The sequence below is a fragment of the Mesorhizobium sp. 2RAF21 genome (genome assembly GCF_052115345.1).
Lineage (GTDB): Bacteria > Pseudomonadota > Alphaproteobacteria > Rhizobiales > Rhizobiaceae > Mesorhizobium > Mesorhizobium terrae.
On sequence record NZ_JBFRGM010000018.1, the window covers coordinates 58394 to 73487 of the forward strand.

Genomic DNA, 15094 nt, shown 5'->3' on the forward strand with positions numbered 1-15094 from the left:
GAGCGAGCCGGAACCGCTACGCCCGGCCTCAGAAATTATGATCGCGAACAGTGCGGACGACTGAAACGACTGCCAGTTCGCGGCGCTCGTCCTCATCGCTGCCGTCTTCGGCATGCCAGGACGACGACAGGCAACCATATGCGATCGCGTGGTCGAGCAGACGGCGGGGATCCTGCCGCATCGTGCGCGAGAAGATCGTCACCATGGTGGAGATCCGGTCCGGGTCGACGCACAGCGCTTCCCGCTCGAGCGGGTTGAAGAACATGTTGGCGGCATCGAAGCCGGGATCGCCCAATATGCCCTTGGGATCGATCGCCAGCCAGCCGCGCGGCGACTGGATGATGTTGTCGTGGTGGATGTCGCCGTGAAGCGGGCGCACGTCCAGCGGGTCGGACAACAGGCGCTCGGCGATTTCGGCTCCCTCGACATAGATAGTTTTCTGTCCAGCGGCCCGATCTGCCTCGGCCTTGGCAAAAAGGCTGACAAAGCGATCCCGCAGCGGCTGCAGGTCACCGGGCAGGGCATGAGATGATGGAGCGTGCAGCCTTGCCATCACGTCGGCGGCGATTTCAGTGGCTGCTGTATCACCCACGTCGTCCAATACGGCGGTGAGATGGCGCTCGCCGGCATATTCGATCAGCATCATCTTGTCTTCGCTGTCGAACAGCCGGATGAGCCCTTCGCCACGCCGCCATGCCAGAAGATGGGCGCCGCGCAACTCGTCCTCGACGTCGTCGAAATCCTTCAGCGCCTTGACGATGGCCGGCATGCCATTGGTCTGGCTAACCTTCCAGATACGGCTTGAGAATGTTTCGGCAATCAGGGTGGGCTCGCTGACATTCCAGCGCGCCGGCAAGGCAGGCGGTTGCATGAGGATTTTTCCTGATGGATCGAGGCCGCGCCAATGGCGCGGCCAGGCTCTTGTACCGAAGTAAAGATCAGCCGTTGAGGCCGAGCATCAGATCGAGGTTCTGCACAGCCGCGCCCGAGGCTCCCTTGCCGAGGTTGTCGTAGACGGCGACGAGCAGCGCCTGGGCGCGGGCATCGTTGGCGAAGACGTAGAGCTTCATGCGATTGGTGTCGTTGTACTCTTCCGGGTTCAGTTCCGGCACGCGGTCGACCGCTTCATAGGGTGCCACCTCGACCACGCCGCCCTTGATGGCGGCGAAATGGTCGGCGATGGCCGCGTGCAGTTCCGCGCCGGTCGGGATGTGATGCAACTGTCCAAGTTGCAGCGGCACCACCGTGATCATGCCCTGCGCGAAATTGCCGACGGCCGGCTGCATCAATGCGTCGTGCTTGAGCTTCGCATAGGCCTTCAGTTCCGGCAGATGCTTGTGCTTCAGGGCCAGTGCGTAAGGTGTGAACTCCGAGGCGTTCTCGCCCTTGGCTTCATAATCTTCGATCATCGTGCGGCCGCCGCCCGAATAGCCCGAGATACCGTTGAAGGTCACCGGATAGTCGGCCGGCAGCAGGCCGGCCTCGACGAGTGGGCGCAGCGTAGCGATCGGGCCCTGCGGCCAGCAGCCGGGGTTGGCGACACGCTTCGCCGAGGCGATGCGCTGCGCTTGTTCCCTGTCCATTTCCGGGAAACCATATTCCCAGCCGGCCGCCACGCGGTAGGCGGTCGAGGCGTCAATGACCCGGGTCGTGTCGTTGGAGATCAACGACACGCTTTCCCTGGCGGCGTCATCGGGCAGGCAAAGGATGGCGACATCGGCGGCGTTGAGGAACTCGGCGCGGGCCGCGGTCTCCTTGCGGCGCTCAGCCGGAATGGAGATGATCTCGAGATCGCCGCGACCTGCCAGCCGGGTCCTGATCTGCAGGCCGGTGGTGCCGTGTTCGCCGTCGATGAAGATTTTCGGTTTCATTGCCTGTCTGGTCCGATGTTTTGTGGCCGGGACGTCAGATGTCCTGGCCGGTATGCGCTTGGTTGTTGTTGTCTTCGGCTCTCGCCTTCTTCTCAGCAAGCAGGCCGAGATAATGCATGGCGATGGTCGAGCCGGCGATCGCCGTTATATCGGCATGGTCGTAGGCTGGTGCAACCTCCACCACGTCGGCGCCGACCATGTCGATCTGGCCAAGCAGCCGCAGGGTCGACAGGATCTTGGAGGATGTCGGGCCGCCGGCTACCGGCGTGCCGGTCCCCGGAGCGAAGGCCGGGTCGAGGCAATCGATGTCGAAGGTGACGTAGGTCTTGCGGCCGCCGGTGCGTTCGACGATGGCGTAGGCGATGTCGGCGGCGCGCATCTCCTCGACTTCGTAGCCGTGCAGGATCTTGATGCCGAACGTGTCCGGTGCATGCGTGCGGATGCCGATCTGGATCGACCGGTCGGGGTCGATCAGGCCTTCCTTCACCGCGCGGCCGACGAAGGAGCCGTGGTCGATGCGCTTGCCGTCATCCGGCCAGGTGTCCTGATGCGCGTCGAACTGCACCAGCGCCAGTGGGCCATGTATGGCTGCATGCGCCTTCAGGATCGGATAGGTGACGAAGTGGTCGCCGCCGAGCGACAAAAGGAACGCGCCGCTTTTCAGGATCTTGGCGGCCTCGCGCTCGATGATGCCGGGCGTCTTCTGGTGATTACCCGAATCCAGCAGGCAATCGCCGTAGTCGACAACCGCGAGATGATCGAAGAACTCGCGCGCAAACGGATATTGCGGATCGTTGTCGAAGATGGCGGAGGCGCGGCGAATCGCCTGCGGCCCGAATCGCGCACCGGGGCGGTTGGTGACGGCGGCATCGAACGGAATACCCCAAACGACGGCATCGGCCCCCTTCACGTCCTTGGTGTATTTGCGGCGCATGAACGACAAAGCGCCAGCGTAGGTCGGCTCATAAGAGGGACCGGTTTTGCCGCGTGCGGTGAAAGCGTGGTCGATGTTCTTGTTCGACATCACGTGCTCCTACGGTTGATCGGGCAGCGACACATAACGGACCGGATCGCAACATGCCAGTCACGAGACCGGAATGGGCGTGGTCCATGGCACCCCAAGCCATTCCCGGGCGCACCCAAATCGCGCGAACCTCTCCGCCCGGTTCGTCGAAAGACTGGCGGTTCCCTGGACTTTCCATCATGGTTTCATTGCACAAACACGACAGCCTTCAGTCGTGAGTACCAACTGCCGCGGGCTGGCCTCATTCTAATCCGCCGCGTGTCTGCTTGATCTCGGTCAACACATCCCCACGTGGAAAGGGTGACGCTGAGGCGACAAATGGAGACTGCAATGTACAAGCATATTCTGATCCCCACCGACGGTTCGGACCTGGCCGGCAAGGGCGTGAAGCAGGGGCTTGCGCTGGCCAAGGCGCTTGGCGCGAAGGTGACCGCGGTTACGGCGACAGAGCCGTTCCCGATCTCCGGTCTTGCCATCGGCGCCGGCTGGGTTCCCTCCGAAGCCGACATGCAGGACTTCAACGCCGCCCAGAAGGAAGGTGCCGACAAGATCCTGGCGGCGGTGAAGGCCGAGGCCGCGAAGGTCGGTGTGGAAGTCGACCTCGTCCACGCGCCCGGCGAGCGCGCCGCCGAAGCTATTCTCGACGCTGCGACAACGCGCAAAGTCGATCTGATCGTCATCGCCTCGCATGGTCGGCGCGGTGTCGAGCGCGTGCTGCTCGGCAGCCAGACCGCCGAGGTGCTGGCGCATTCCTCCATCCCCGTGCTGGTGGTGAAGTAGGCCCCGGCCACCTTACCAATCGGTATAGTAGCGGCAATGTTCCTGTGATGTCGGCCCCTCAGGATCGCGACGCCTCAACAAAAGGAGTTGCCCCCATGAGGAAGTACATTGCCGCTGCCGCCGTTGTGTTCGCGCTTGCTGGTGTGAATGGCGCTATGGCCAAGGATCTGAAGGCCACGATCAAGAAGGTCGATGCCGCAACCAGCTCGATCACGCTCGACAACGGCCAGTCGGTGACGTTGCCGGCCGGCGTCAAGGCCGCCTCGCTGAAAGCTGGCGACAAGGTGCTGATCACCTATTCGACGGACGCCGCCGGCAAGGCGACGGTGCAGAGCATCAAGCCTTCGAAATAACCGAGAGGGCGCGCATTCCTTGCGCCTTCGAATGAGACTGCGGTGGTAGTTCGCCACCGATCGGCCGGGCCACAAGCCCGGCCTTTTTGCTGATGGGCATGTGTTCGCGACGCTCAAAGAAAAAGGCCCGCTTGTGGGCGGGCCTTGGTTACGCGACTTGCACTCGTACAGAAATCAGAACCGGTTTACGCGGAGCGTTCGCTTCGCACGGATGGCTTCAATGCAAGCCTGCGTCGATCAGGCGGCCTTCTTGTCGAAGGTGTAGAGCTTGCCGATTTCAGCCTGGACGGTCTTGGCGCCATCGACAACGGTGGTCTTGGCGGTCTCGGCAGCGCCGCGAATGCGCTCGATGTTGGCGGAAGCGTTCTCACGCACAAAGTCGGCCTGGATCTGGACGGCTTCGTTGAAGGACTGCGCACCGGCAACCTTCTCGACCGTGGTCAGCGCATGCTGGACATTGGCCAGCGTCGCGTCGAGCAGGCCGCGGGTGAAGTTGGCGTAACCAACGACGAAGGAGGTGGCGATCTTCTCGGCGCCGTCGTTCAGCTTGGCGACACCGCCGTGCACGCTCTCGGCGCGCTCCTTGGCGGTCGAAGCGCCGCGCTTGACGAAATCGCGGGCAGCAGCCGGAACTTCAAGCTTCGACTGGGCGGTTTCGAAGGCGGACTTGATCGAGGAAAAATAGGTGGACGAAGGGGCGGTGGTCTTGGCGGTCTTGGTCATGGCGATTCCATCCTCTTAAGGAGCTATGGGTTGCGCTCCGGTCAGGATCGACCCGGAGCATGGCGAGCATATAGGAGCAAATATTGTGCACTGCAACATAAAACTTTGGTGCGGTGCAAAATTTCGGGCAACCTGTTGTTGTGGAACGCGTAATTTTGAGCGCGGCTAAACGGTTTCGTCGCCTTTCGAGACCTTGCACTCGGTCGGTTGGCGACCGACATGCGGTGATGTGTTTATGCAAACACTGCGTATCGTATGCGTGGGGCTGCCAAGCTCGGGCAGGGGAATGCTAAGCTTGGGCAGGTTGGATGCAGGATAGACCGTCAATGTCGCAGCAGGATGCAGTCGCGAGCACGGGCTTCGTGGTAGGCGACAAGGATGCCGAGGTGAAACTCGCGGCGCTGAAGCGTACGAAGTTTGTCGCGGCCGCCGCCCTCGGCCTGTGCGTGGTCGTGTTCTTTGTCACGAAATCGCTGGAGGGCAGCCATCCCTGGCTCGCCTTCGTTGCTGCCTTTGCCGAGGCCGCCACCATTGGCGGTCTCGCCGACTGGTATGCGGTGGTGGCGCTGTTCAAGCGGCCGCTAGGCCTGCCCATCCCACACACGGCGATTATCCCGGAGAACCAGACCCGCATCGCCGACAATCTCGGTCGCTTCATCGAGGTCAATTTCCTGGCACCGGGGCCGGTGCGCGAGAAACTCAACGAGGTGGATTTCGCAGCCTTGGTGGCCGACTGGCTCGCACATGAGGAGCGTGCGGCGGGCCTGTCGCGCTTCGTCATGCGATTGGTGCCGCAGACGCTGGGTGCAATCGAACAATCCAGCCTGCGCGACTTCGTTGCCCAGCGCATGCTGGAACAGGTGGAAAAGGTGCAGGTGGCGCCACTGGCGGCTGAACTGCTCTCGGCGTTCACCGACGATCGCCGCCATCAGAAGCTGTTCGACGAGTTCACCAAGGTGGTCGGTCGTTTTCTCGCCGACGAACAGGCGCTGGCGGTGATGCGCGAGAAGATCCGCGAGGAATTGCCGTCGCTGTTCAACCTGTTCCGCGCGGATGCCTATCTGTTGAAGAAGATCGTCGCTTCGGCGGGCTCGCTGCTCGAGGAGGTGAGGGCGGATCCCGACCACCCGATGCGCGAGGAGTTCGATCGTTTCGTCAGGAAATTCATCGAGCGGCTGCGCACGTCAAAGGAATATGCCCGGCGCGCCGAGCAGATGAAGCAGGGGTTCCTCGCCAGGCCGGAAATCCGCGATCTGGCGCACGACATGTGGGAAAGCCTGCGTCGTTTCATCGAGCAGGACGCGGCGTCGGAAAATTCCATGATCCGCGCCCATCTCGCCAATATGTTCGTCGAGGTCGGGCGGCATCTCGCCAGCGACCCGCAGATCAGGGCCGATATGAACCAGGGCTTTGTGGTGGCGCTCGCCTCCTTCGTCGAAACCCAGAAGAGCAGCGTCTCCAAGTTCATCGCCGATCAGGTCAAACGCTGGGATCTCGGCCAGCTTACGCGGCTCATCGAGATGAACATCGGCCGCGACCTGCAATATATCCGCTTCAACGGCATGATCATCGGCGGCCTGGCCGGTCTTGCGCTCTATACGGTCGAGCGACTGTTTCTGATCAATTGACGGTTGTGCCCTGTTGTCTATTCTGACCCCTGCGGCGATCGAGCCGGCAACAAGGGAGGAGAAGACGATCATGGCCAAGCAGCCCGAAACCGAATCCTTCATGGACATGTTCAGCAAGCTCGGCCGCGACCTGAAAATGCCGAAGGTCGATGTCGAGACCATTCTCAGTCATCACCGCAAAAACCTTGAGGCGCTGGAGAAATCGGCCAGGGCAACCGCATCGGGCGCGTCGTCCGTCATGGCCAAGCAGCGCGAGGTGTTGCAGGATTCGCTGCGCGAAATCACCGAACTGGCGCAAAACTACCGTGCTCCCGGCAATCCGCAGGAATTCATAGCCAAGCAGGCGGACTTCGCCCGCAAGTCGTTCGAGACAGCGGTGAAAAATGCCGGCGAAGTGGCCGAGATCGTCAAAAAGTCCGGAACGGAATCGGTCGACATCCTGCGTGCCCGCATCAAGGATGCGATGGACGAGATCCGCGAGGGCTACGAGAAGAAGTAGGTGGCTACCGTCCGCTACTTTGCCGCTGACGTCGATGCTTCCATCGATTTTTACACGAAGCGACTGGGCTTCGTGTTGCGGCAGCAATTCGGCCCCAACATGGCGATCCTCGACCGGAGTGATCTGACGCTCTGGCTTGCGGGGCGCCATGCTTCCGCATCCCGGCCGATGCCGGATGGCACAGTGCCGGAACCGGGCGGCTGGAACAGGTTCGTCATCGAGGTGGAGAACCTGCCGGCCTTGGTGAAGGTTTTGGAAGGCGATGGCGTGCAGTTCCGGAACACGATGATCGAAGGTCCTGGCGGACGACAGGTTTTGTGCATGGACCCGTCCGGCAATGTGATCGAGCTGTTCGAAGCAACGCAGGGCTGATCTGGCTGAAATCGGTTATTTCTCGGGACTGTCAGCCGCTCTTGGTGGGGGAGAACATGAACGACATGCGAGCCACGGTCGCACCCGGCCGCCTGCGCCAGATGCAGATCTACGTCACCGGCGCTGGCGGCAAGCGGCCGGCTGTGCCGGTGGCTCACGACCTGCTGGAACAGGCTGCCGCCCGCAAGATGACGCCGCAAGCCGCCGCCTACATCATCGGCGGCGCCGGTGGCGAGGCGACGATGCGGGCCAATCGCGCCGCCTTTGAACGGCGCCAGATCGCGCCGCGCGTGCTGCGCGACGTTTCAAGTCGTGACCTCTCCGTCACCTTGTTCGGACGCTGGCATTCCGCGCCCATCCTGCTGGCACCCGTCGGCGTTTTGGAGATGGTGCATCCGGAGGCTGATCTTGCGGTGGCGCGCGCTGCGGCAGCTGAGGGCGTCGGCTACGTCTTCTCCAACCAGGCTTCGATGCCGATGGAGCGGGCGGCCGGGGCGATCGGCAATGCGTCGCGCTGGTTCCAGCTCTATTGGTCGAGCGATGATGATTTCGTGCGTTCGGTTGTCGGCCGGGCCGAGCGTTGCGGCTGCGAGGCGATCGTGGTCACACTCGACACGACCTTGCTTGGCTGGCGTCCGCGTGATCTCGACATGGCCTATCTGCCATTCCTGCGCGGGCTCGGTCTTGCTCAATATCTCAGCGATCCGGTTTTTCGCACCAAGATCCCGGCCAGTCCACCTGATACGGGCGTGAAGCCCGCTGGCCTGGACATCGTCTCGACGGCGCTCAGCCTGCGTCGGAAAGGCAAGGAATTTGGCCTGTCGATGCAGCAGATGCGCGCCGCCGTCGCGCATTTCACCGCCACCTATTCGCGTCCCGACCTCAATTGGTCCGACATCGCCCGGCTGCGCGGCATGACGAAACTGCCGATCCTGCTCAAGGGCATTCGCCATGCCGACGATGCGCGGCTGGCGCGGGAGCATGGTGTTGACGGCATCGTCGTTTCCAACCATGGCGGCCGGCAGGTGGACGGCGAGATTGCGACATTGGACGCGCTGCCGGCGGTTGTCGCCGCGGCGGGCGGGCTGCCGGTCCTGCTCGATTCGGGCATTCGTTCGGGCAGCGATGTCGCCAAGGCGCTGGCGCTTGGCGCTGCGGCGGTGCTGGTCGGCCGGCCTTATGTCTATGGCCTGGCGCTTGCCGGCGAGACGGGCGTGCGCGAGGTTATCCGCAACATCGTCGCCGAGTTCGACCTGACACTTGCATTGGCCGGGCTGACTAGGGCTAGCGACCTCGATACATCGCTGTTTGCCGGATAGGGCACGATCACCTCTCCTGTGGGTTTCGCCAATCGGCCCCTGCATCGCAGCCATCATGGTGCTAGACCTCGGCTCCATATGTCTGGAATTTCGCCGGGGTTTTGAATGAAGGTTGGCATCGAGATGGGGACGGCGTCGGGCGCGGCCGCCACGCTCGATCTTGAGGAATTGCTGGCCACGCGCCTTTTGGTGCAAGGCAATTCCGGGTCCGGAAAATCGCATCTGTTGCGTCGGCTGCTCGAACAGAGCGCGCCTTGGGTGCAGCAGGTCGTCATCGATCCCGAAGGCGATTTCGTCACACTTGCCGATCGGTTCGGCCATGTCGTGGTCGATGCGCAGCGCACCGAGGCCGAACTGACCGGCATTGCCGGCCGTATCCGCCAGCATCGCGCCTCGGTCGTGCTCAATCTGGAAGGGCTCGACGTCGAACAGCAGATGCGCGGCGCCGCCGCCTTCCTGAACGGCATGTTCGATGCCGAGCGCGACTACTGGTATCCAGTGCTGGTGGTGGTGGACGAGGCGCAGCTTTTCGCCCCGGCGGTGGCCGGCGAGGTCTCGGACGAGGCGCGCAAAATCTCGCTCGGCGCGATGACCAACCTGATGTGCCGCGGCCGAAAGCGCGGCCTCGCCGGGGTTATTGCCACGCAGCGCCTGGCCAAGCTCGCCAAGAACGTGGCGGCCGAGGCTTCCAATTTCCTGATGGGCCGCACCTTCCTCGACATCGACATGGCGCGTGCCGCCGACCTTCTCGGCATGGAACGGCGGCAGGCCGAGATGTTCCGCGACCTGGCGCGTGGACATTTCGTGGCTCTGGGGCCGGCGATGTCGCGTCGGCCGCTGCCGGTCGCCATCGGCGCGGTCGAAACCTCGGCGCGCTCCGTCAGCCCGAAACTGACGCCGCTGCCGGAAGCGATCGAGGATGTGCAGAGCCTGATCCTGACCCCCAGCCCGGAAGAATTGCGGCAGCCGCCGGCGCGCCGGCCACGTCCCGTGGCGCCGACGCCGACCGCCGACATTCTGGAGCAGTTGTCGCGGTCGCTGCCGGAACAGTCGGCAGCCCTGGAACCGGCGCCGACCCTGTTCGATCAGGCTGAGCGCGAGGTGCTCATCGCTGCAGTCCTGGCGGAGATCGTCGAGGATCCAGACGCGGCTTTTCGTGCCGATTCATTGCTCTATCAGGATTTTCTCGTGCGGTGCCGTATTCGCCGAGTGCCCGGCGAACCACTTGGCCTGCCCGCATTCCGGCGCCGGCTGGCTATTGCCAAGACCGGCATCGACGAAACGACCGCGGCAAGCGATGCCTGGCAGCAGGCACTGGCATTGTCCTCGGATGTCCCGGAAGATTTGCAGGCCGTGTTCCTGATCGTCGCCCAGGCGGCGGTGACCGGTTCGCCCTGTCCGTCGGACGCTGCGTTGGCACGTGCCTATGGCACGCAATCGGCACGGCGGGCGCGGCGGCTGTTGTCCTTCTTCGAGGAGCGCGGCCTTGCCGTGCTGCGCACCGATTTCCACGGCCGGCGTGTCGTCGCTTTCCCGGATCTCGGTTGTGAAACCGCGCCCGGCGATCCCAATCGCGTGGACGACGTGCCGGAACAACAGGCGGCCGAGTGAGCCGTCACGCAGAGCGGTATATGAAACGCTCTAGTTCCGCTTCGGATCGGGGAAGAACAGGCTCTTGAAGCCGCTTCGGTCGAATGGTTTCCATTCTCCCTGGGGCTGCGCCAGGCGATCGGCAATTGCGTAGACCGCCGCGGGGTGATGGCCGAGGCCGCAATGGCTCGCTTCCACCTCGATGCTCTCGGTGTGCGGGAGGTCGTTTTCCATGCAGGCTTGCCAGGCGCAGATACCATCGGTGCGGCTGTAGATCGCCGTTGTCGGCACCGGGGGCGATTCCGAAATGGCGCCACCCATATGGCCTTCGCGATCGTCGACCTTGTGGCCGGAGGTGAACTCGTAGAGCTTCCAGGCATTGGTGGCACGCGGGTCGCCGTTGAACGGGCTGCCGAGCGTGATCACCAGCCGCACCTCGTCGGGCAGCATCTTGGCGAGCTGGCGCGCATAGATGCCGCCGAGGCTCCAGCCGACGAGGCTGACCTTGCGGCCATGCTTGTCGGCCAGCGCCTTGAGGCGGTCGACCATCTTTCGCTCGACACCAGGCAGCGGGCCGTAGTTGCGGCCGAGGTCCCAGCCATAGGCGGCGTAGGCCTTCGATTTGAGGAAGCTGCGCAGCGCCACCGTCGAGCGGTCGCTGGTCACCAGCCCGGGCAGGACTAGGACCGGATGGCCGTCGCCGCGCGGCGCAAGCGCAGTGAGCAGGGGCAGCGAGGCGACGAAACCGCCGAGCTCCGGCAGCGCCCTGAGTTCCAGCGCGAACAGCAGTCGCGAAGGCGGTTTCAGCGTATCAGCGTGGGCCATGACGGCTCCTGTCGATTGATTCCAGCTGCACTCAACGCAGAATATGGGCCCTTTGTTCACAAAACTGCAACATTGCTCCCGGTTTCCGCAACGGTAGCAGGGTCAGTGTTTGATCGGTTTCGGCGGTGGAGGCGGCAGCTTTTCGACCCCTTCCTTCAATTCGGCCATGGCGGTGACCAGCAGGTCGCCGAGGTGGTCTGCGTCGGGCACGGCACGGCGGTCGGCTGTGATGCCGAAATCGAGCCGGTCCTGATAGCTCTGCACGGTGATGTTGAGAGCGATGCCGTGGACGGGGATCGAGACCGGGAACATCGCGAGCACCTTGGCGCCGGCGCAGAATACCGGAATGGGCGGACCGGGCACGTTGGAGATCGTCAGATTGGTGGTCGACGGCATGATGTCGGCAAGGCCGGTGCGGCCGTAGAGCTGGGCGAGGCCGGGAAACAGGATCGGCGCGCCAAGCAGCGTATAGTCCTTGGGCGAAACGTCCTTCACCGTGCCGGCCAAGGTCTTGGAATCGCCGCTGTTCTTGGCGATTGCCTTCAGTCGCTCCAGCGGCTCGGCAAGCTCGGTGGCGATCGGACAGAACATGCCGAAGACCCGGTTAGAGGCTTCCATGTCGCCGGGCTGGCGCAAGGAGATCGGCACGAAGGCGACCAGCGGTTTCGTCGGCAGCGCCTCGTGATCCTGGAGATAGGCGCGAAGCGCGCCGGCACTCACCGCCATCACCACATCGTTGATCTTGGTGCCGGTCGCCTTGGCGATGAATTTGGCGTCACCGAGCGACAAGGCCCTCGCGGCAAAGGCGCGCTGGGCGGTGACGGTCACGTTGAACGGTGTCTTCGGCGCCAGAATGTCGGGAATGCCGGGCAAGCCACCGCCTTTGCCTTCGCCACTCTTGGCTATGAGCAGATCGGTCATGGTGCCGAGCATCTGCGGCACTGCCTCCATCGCCTTCAGGTGCTGGCGCATCACGTTCTGCACGACGTCGTTGATGCCGAGGATCGCGCGTTCCTCGATCGTCGGCTTGCGCATCGCCGGTTTCGATTCCGGCGGCTTCACCTTCCGCGGCTGGGGCGAAAGGTCGTAAAGGGCGGCGGCGATCGCCATGCCGGCACCGCCATCAACGGCGGCGTGGTGTATCTTGGAATAGATGGCGACATTGCCGCCTTCGAGCCCGTCGATGACAGTGAATTGCCACAGCGGCCGCGAGCGGTCGAGCAGCGTCGAATGCAACTCGCCGACGAGATCCTCAAGCTGCTTCCAGCTGCCCGGCGCGGGCAAGGTGGCGCGGCGCAAATGGTAGGCAATGTCGATGTCGCCGGCATCGACCCATGCCGGATGATCGAGTTCCAGCACCGTGCGGGCGAGCCTCTTCTCGAAGATCGGCGCCAGATGCATGCGGGTCAGGAAGAATTCCTTGAAGTGGTCGTAGAACGTCCCGGACAGATCGGCCGGCGGCTCGTAGAGCGTCAGGCCGGCGACATGCATCGGCGTTTCCGGCGTCTCCATGTAGAGAAAGGTGGCATCGATGCCGCCGAGCTGCTTCATGCGTTCCCTCCCGGCCAGGTATTGGTCAAGAACCGCCCGGCCGCGCGGCCCCTTTTCCGCGATCATTTGCCGGATCGCAGGCAAAGGCAAGGTGACGCAAGGTACGGAGGCAAGTCTCCGACACCCCCAGCACAATAACCCACGCTCCACAGCCTGTCATCTACTAGGCATGGCGGGAACTTGCATTCCGCAGGGTAATCGTCGTGAGCCGTCTAAGCCGCGGCACGCCGCTTCCCAAGCCCTTTTTGCCCGTCTAGATTGAAAGAAAAACGCGATCGAGGGGAGGAGCGCATGGACCGCATTTGGCTCAAGAGCTACCCAGCCGGCGTGCCGGCCGATGTAGACGTCAATCAATATCCGTCGGTTGTCGCGCTCTTCGAAGAGAGCTTCGCGAAATACCGGAACGACAAAGCCTATGTCTTCATGGACAAGGCGATCACTTTTGGCGACATCGACCGGCTCTCGCGCGACTTCGCCGCTTATTTGCAGGGCCTTGGCCTGAAGCGTGGCGACCGTGTCGCGGCCATGATGCCGAACGTTTTGCAATATCCGGTCACGGTTGCGGCGATCATGCGTGCCGGCTTCATCGTGGTGAACGTCAATCCGCTCTACACGCCACGCGAGCTTGAACACCAGCTCAACGATTCAGGTGCCAAGGCAATCATCCTCCTCGAAAATTTCGCTGCCACGCTGCAGCAGGTCATCAAGAACACCTCGATCCGGCATGTCATCCTCGCCAGCGTCGGCGATATGCTGGGCTTTCCCAAAGGCGCCATCGCCAATCTGGTGTTGCGCAAGGTGAAGAAGGCGGTGCCGTCCTTCTCGCTGCCGGGTGCCGTGCGCTTCAACGCGGCGCTGGCTGCCGGCAAGAGCAAGGCTTTCGAAAAACCGTCGATCAAGCCCGACGACGTGGCGGTGCTGCAATATACAGGCGGCACGACCGGCGTTTCCAAAGGCGCGGTCCTGCTGCATGGCACCATCATCGCCAATCTCCTGGCGTCGGAGGCCTGGACGCTGCCTGGCCTGAAACGCAAGCCGATCTCGGGCCAGCTCACCTTCATCTGTGCGCTGCCGCTCTATCACGTGTTTGCCTTCATCACCTGCGGGCTGCTCGCCATGCGCACGGGCGGCGTCAATGTTCTGATCCCCAATCCGCGCGACATTCCGGCGACGGTGAAGGAGCTCGCCAAATACAAATTCCATGTCATGCCGGGCGTGAATACGCTGTTCAACGCCTTGGCCAACAATCCCGATTTCGCCAAGGTCGATTTCTCGCAATTCAGGATCGCCAACGGTGGCGCCATGTCGGTGCAGGAGCCGGTCGCCAGGAAATGGCTCGCCATCACCGGTTGTCCGATCATCGAAGGCTACGGTCTGTCGGAAACATCCTCGGGCATTGCCTGCAACCCGACCGACAGCGACGCCTTCACCGGAACGATCGGCCTGCCATTGCCCAATGTCGAGATACGGCTCCTCGATGATGACGGCAATGATGTGCCGCATGGCCAGCCCGGCGAGATCGCCATCAAGGGGCCACAGGTCATGGCGGGCTATTGGCAGCGGCCCGACGAGACCGACAAGGTGATGACGCCGGACGGTTTCTTCAAATCGGGCGATGTCGGCGTCATGGACGACAAGGGTTTTGTTACCATCGTAGACCGCAAGAAGGACATGATCCTGGTTTCCGGCTTCAACGTCTATCCGAACGAGGTCGAAGCCGTCGCCGTGCAGCATCCAGGCGTGCTGGAGGCTGCTGTCGTGGGCGTGCCGGACAAGAATTCCGGCGAGGCGGTGATGATGTTCGTGGTCAAGAAGGATCAGGCGTTAACCAGGGAGGAACTGGCGGCGTTCTGTGTCAAGAACCTCACCGGCTACAAGAAACCGAAATACATCGAATTCCGCGATGACCTGCCACGCACCAATGTCGGCAAGATCCTGCGCCGCGAATTGCGTGATCAGGCTGTCAAGGAAATGGCGGTGTCGCGATGACGACAAGGGACGGGGCTTGCGTGAATTGACAGGGCGTTGCGTTCATGGTCGGACGGCGTAGCCGAAACAATCAGGGATGATGGGATGAGCAAGTCACCTCCGACCTACGAACAATTGCGGGCAATGACCGGGCAGGACCTGGGCTTTTCCGATTGGGTGGTGGTCGACCAGGCGCGCATTGACCAGTTTGCACGGTGCACCGAGGATCAGCAGTGGATCCATACCGACCCGGAGCGAGCCAAGAAGGAAAGCCCGTTCCGCACCACGATCGCGCATGGCTATCTCAGCCTGTCGCTGATCGGCGGCCTTAGCCAGCAGATGAATGTCGTTCCCGAAAACACCCAGGCCGTCTTCAACTATGGGCTGGACAAGGTGCGCTTTCTTGCGCCGATCCGGGCGGGTACGCGGGTCAGGCTGCGCGCGTCGCTGATCTCCGTGGAGGATAGGGGGCCTGGCCAATATCTGATGAAGTTCGCCAACACGATCGAGATCGAGGGCGAGGAGAAGCCGGCGCTGATGGCCGAGACTTTGGCCATGTTCTACGAGCGGCGGAGAAAAGCGGGAGGATAA

At 62.8% G+C, this 15094-nt stretch carries 15 protein-coding genes; 9 read left to right on the plus strand and 6 right to left on the minus strand.

The window, feature by feature from the left end; genetic code table 11:
* Nucleotides 1–28: 28 nt before the first annotated feature.
* From AB4136_RS25485 to speB, 3 genes are all read right to left on the minus strand, one after another.
* The gene (locus AB4136_RS25485) at nucleotides 29–871 is read right to left on the minus strand and encodes an aminoglycoside phosphotransferase family protein (RefSeq protein ID WP_024925313.1); all 843 of its coding nucleotides are present in this window, start codon (nucleotides 869–871) and stop codon (nucleotides 29–31) included.
* A gap of 67 nt (nucleotides 872–938) precedes the next feature.
* Entirely contained in the window at nucleotides 939–1871 is a 933-nt protein-coding gene (gene argC, locus AB4136_RS25490) for an N-acetyl-gamma-glutamyl-phosphate reductase (RefSeq protein WP_024925312.1), read from the minus strand.
* A gap of 34 nt (nucleotides 1872–1905) precedes the next feature.
* The gene (gene speB, locus AB4136_RS25495; protein ID WP_024925311.1) at nucleotides 1906–2895 is read right to left on the minus strand and encodes an agmatinase; all 990 of its coding nucleotides are present in this window, start codon (nucleotides 2893–2895) and stop codon (nucleotides 1906–1908) included.
* 330 nt (nucleotides 2896–3225) lie between these two features.
* On the opposite strand from speB, the gene AB4136_RS25500 reads away from it, so the two are divergent.
* Entirely contained in the window at nucleotides 3226–3675 is a 450-nt protein-coding gene (locus AB4136_RS25500; RefSeq protein WP_024925310.1) for a universal stress protein, read from the plus strand.
* A 95-nt stretch (nucleotides 3676–3770) separates the two neighbouring features.
* Nucleotides 3771–4028 (plus strand): DUF1344 domain-containing protein, encoded by a 258-nt coding sequence (locus AB4136_RS25505; protein ID WP_024925309.1) that lies wholly within the window; start codon nucleotides 3771–3773, stop codon nucleotides 4026–4028.
* A gap of 237 nt (nucleotides 4029–4265) precedes the next feature.
* On the opposite strand, the gene AB4136_RS25510 is transcribed toward AB4136_RS25505, so the two are convergent.
* Nucleotides 4266–4751 carry a phasin family protein gene (locus AB4136_RS25510; protein ID WP_024925308.1) on the minus strand — a complete coding sequence of 162 codons (486 nt, stop codon included), beginning with the start codon at nucleotides 4749–4751 and terminating at the stop codon, nucleotides 4266–4268.
* 326 nt (nucleotides 4752–5077) lie between these two features.
* On the opposite strand from AB4136_RS25510, the gene AB4136_RS25515 reads away from it, so the two are divergent.
* The 5 genes from AB4136_RS25515 to AB4136_RS25535 all read left to right on the plus strand — a co-directional run bounded on the left by AB4136_RS25515 (nucleotide 5078) and on the right by AB4136_RS25535 (nucleotide 10180).
* Nucleotides 5078–6379, plus strand: coding sequence for a DUF445 domain-containing protein (locus AB4136_RS25515; RefSeq protein WP_024925307.1), 1302 nt, complete (start codon nucleotides 5078–5080; stop codon nucleotides 6377–6379).
* A 70-nt stretch (nucleotides 6380–6449) separates the two neighbouring features.
* Nucleotides 6450–6878, plus strand: a complete 429-nt coding sequence (locus AB4136_RS25520) for a phasin family protein (protein ID WP_024925306.1) — start codon at nucleotides 6450–6452, stop codon at nucleotides 6876–6878.
* A complete protein-coding gene (locus AB4136_RS25525; protein WP_024925305.1) occupies nucleotides 6879–7250 on the plus strand; it encodes a VOC family protein in 372 nt (123 codons plus the stop codon). It abuts the gene before it with no gap.
* A 56-nt stretch (nucleotides 7251–7306) separates the two neighbouring features.
* Nucleotides 7307–8569 carry an alpha-hydroxy-acid oxidizing protein gene (locus tag AB4136_RS25530; protein WP_024925304.1) on the plus strand — a complete coding sequence of 421 codons (1263 nt, stop codon included), beginning with the start codon at nucleotides 7307–7309 and terminating at the stop codon, nucleotides 8567–8569.
* A gap of 105 nt (nucleotides 8570–8674) precedes the next feature.
* Nucleotides 8675–10180 (plus strand): ATP-binding protein, encoded by a 1506-nt coding sequence (locus AB4136_RS25535; RefSeq protein ID WP_024925303.1) that lies wholly within the window; start codon nucleotides 8675–8677, stop codon nucleotides 10178–10180.
* 30 nt (nucleotides 10181–10210) lie between these two features.
* On the opposite strand, the gene AB4136_RS25540 is transcribed toward AB4136_RS25535, so the two are convergent.
* Together AB4136_RS25540 and AB4136_RS25545 are read right to left on the minus strand one after the other, a co-directional pair.
* Complete coding sequence (locus AB4136_RS25540; RefSeq protein WP_024925302.1) at nucleotides 10211–10984, minus strand: esterase/lipase family protein; 774 nt, start codon at nucleotides 10982–10984, stop codon at nucleotides 10211–10213.
* A 102-nt stretch (nucleotides 10985–11086) separates the two neighbouring features.
* Entirely contained in the window at nucleotides 11087–12535 is a 1449-nt protein-coding gene (locus AB4136_RS25545; RefSeq protein WP_024925301.1) for a WS/DGAT/MGAT family O-acyltransferase, read from the minus strand.
* A gap of 291 nt (nucleotides 12536–12826) precedes the next feature.
* On the opposite strand from AB4136_RS25545, the gene AB4136_RS25550 reads away from it, so the two are divergent.
* Both AB4136_RS25550 and AB4136_RS25555 read left to right on the plus strand, forming a co-directional pair.
* Nucleotides 12827–14524 carry a long-chain-fatty-acid--CoA ligase gene (locus AB4136_RS25550; protein WP_024925300.1) on the plus strand — a complete coding sequence of 566 codons (1698 nt, stop codon included), beginning with the start codon at nucleotides 12827–12829 and terminating at the stop codon, nucleotides 14522–14524.
* 84 nt (nucleotides 14525–14608) lie between these two features.
* Nucleotides 14609–15094 (plus strand): MaoC family dehydratase, encoded by a 486-nt coding sequence (locus AB4136_RS25555; protein WP_024925299.1) that lies wholly within the window; start codon nucleotides 14609–14611, stop codon nucleotides 15092–15094.

Bases quoted from the DNA above. Each gene is read 5' to 3' on its own strand.
- speB (WP_024925311.1), bottom strand. From the start codon at position 2,895: ATGTCGAACAAGAACATCGACCACGCTTTCACCGCACGCGGCAAAACC.
- AB4136_RS25505 (WP_024925309.1), top strand. From the start codon at position 3,771: ATGAGGAAGTACATTGCCGCTGCCGCCGTTGTGTTCGCGCTTGCTGGT.
- argC (WP_024925312.1), bottom strand. From the start codon at position 1,871: ATGAAACCGAAAATCTTCATCGACGGCGAACACGGCACCACCGGCCTG.
- AB4136_RS25550 (WP_024925300.1), top strand. From the start codon at position 12,827: ATGGACCGCATTTGGCTCAAGAGCTACCCAGCCGGCGTGCCGGCCGAT.
- AB4136_RS25555 (WP_024925299.1), top strand. From the start codon at position 14,609: ATGAGCAAGTCACCTCCGACCTACGAACAATTGCGGGCAATGACCGGG.
- AB4136_RS25485 (WP_024925313.1), bottom strand. From the start codon at position 871: ATGCAACCGCCTGCCTTGCCGGCGCGCTGGAATGTCAGCGAGCCCACC.
- AB4136_RS25500 (WP_024925310.1), top strand. From the start codon at position 3,226: ATGTACAAGCATATTCTGATCCCCACCGACGGTTCGGACCTGGCCGGC.
- AB4136_RS25535 (WP_024925303.1), top strand. From the start codon at position 8,675: ATGAAGGTTGGCATCGAGATGGGGACGGCGTCGGGCGCGGCCGCCACG.
- AB4136_RS25545 (WP_024925301.1), bottom strand. From the start codon at position 12,535: ATGAAGCAGCTCGGCGGCATCGATGCCACCTTTCTCTACATGGAGACG.
- AB4136_RS25540 (WP_024925302.1), bottom strand. From the start codon at position 10,984: ATGGCCCACGCTGATACGCTGAAACCGCCTTCGCGACTGCTGTTCGCG.
- AB4136_RS25520 (WP_024925306.1), top strand. From the start codon at position 6,450: ATGGCCAAGCAGCCCGAAACCGAATCCTTCATGGACATGTTCAGCAAG.
- AB4136_RS25510 (WP_024925308.1), bottom strand. From the start codon at position 4,751: ATGACCAAGACCGCCAAGACCACCGCCCCTTCGTCCACCTATTTTTCC.
- AB4136_RS25530 (WP_024925304.1), top strand. From the start codon at position 7,307: ATGAACGACATGCGAGCCACGGTCGCACCCGGCCGCCTGCGCCAGATG.
- AB4136_RS25515 (WP_024925307.1), top strand. From the start codon at position 5,078: ATGTCGCAGCAGGATGCAGTCGCGAGCACGGGCTTCGTGGTAGGCGAC.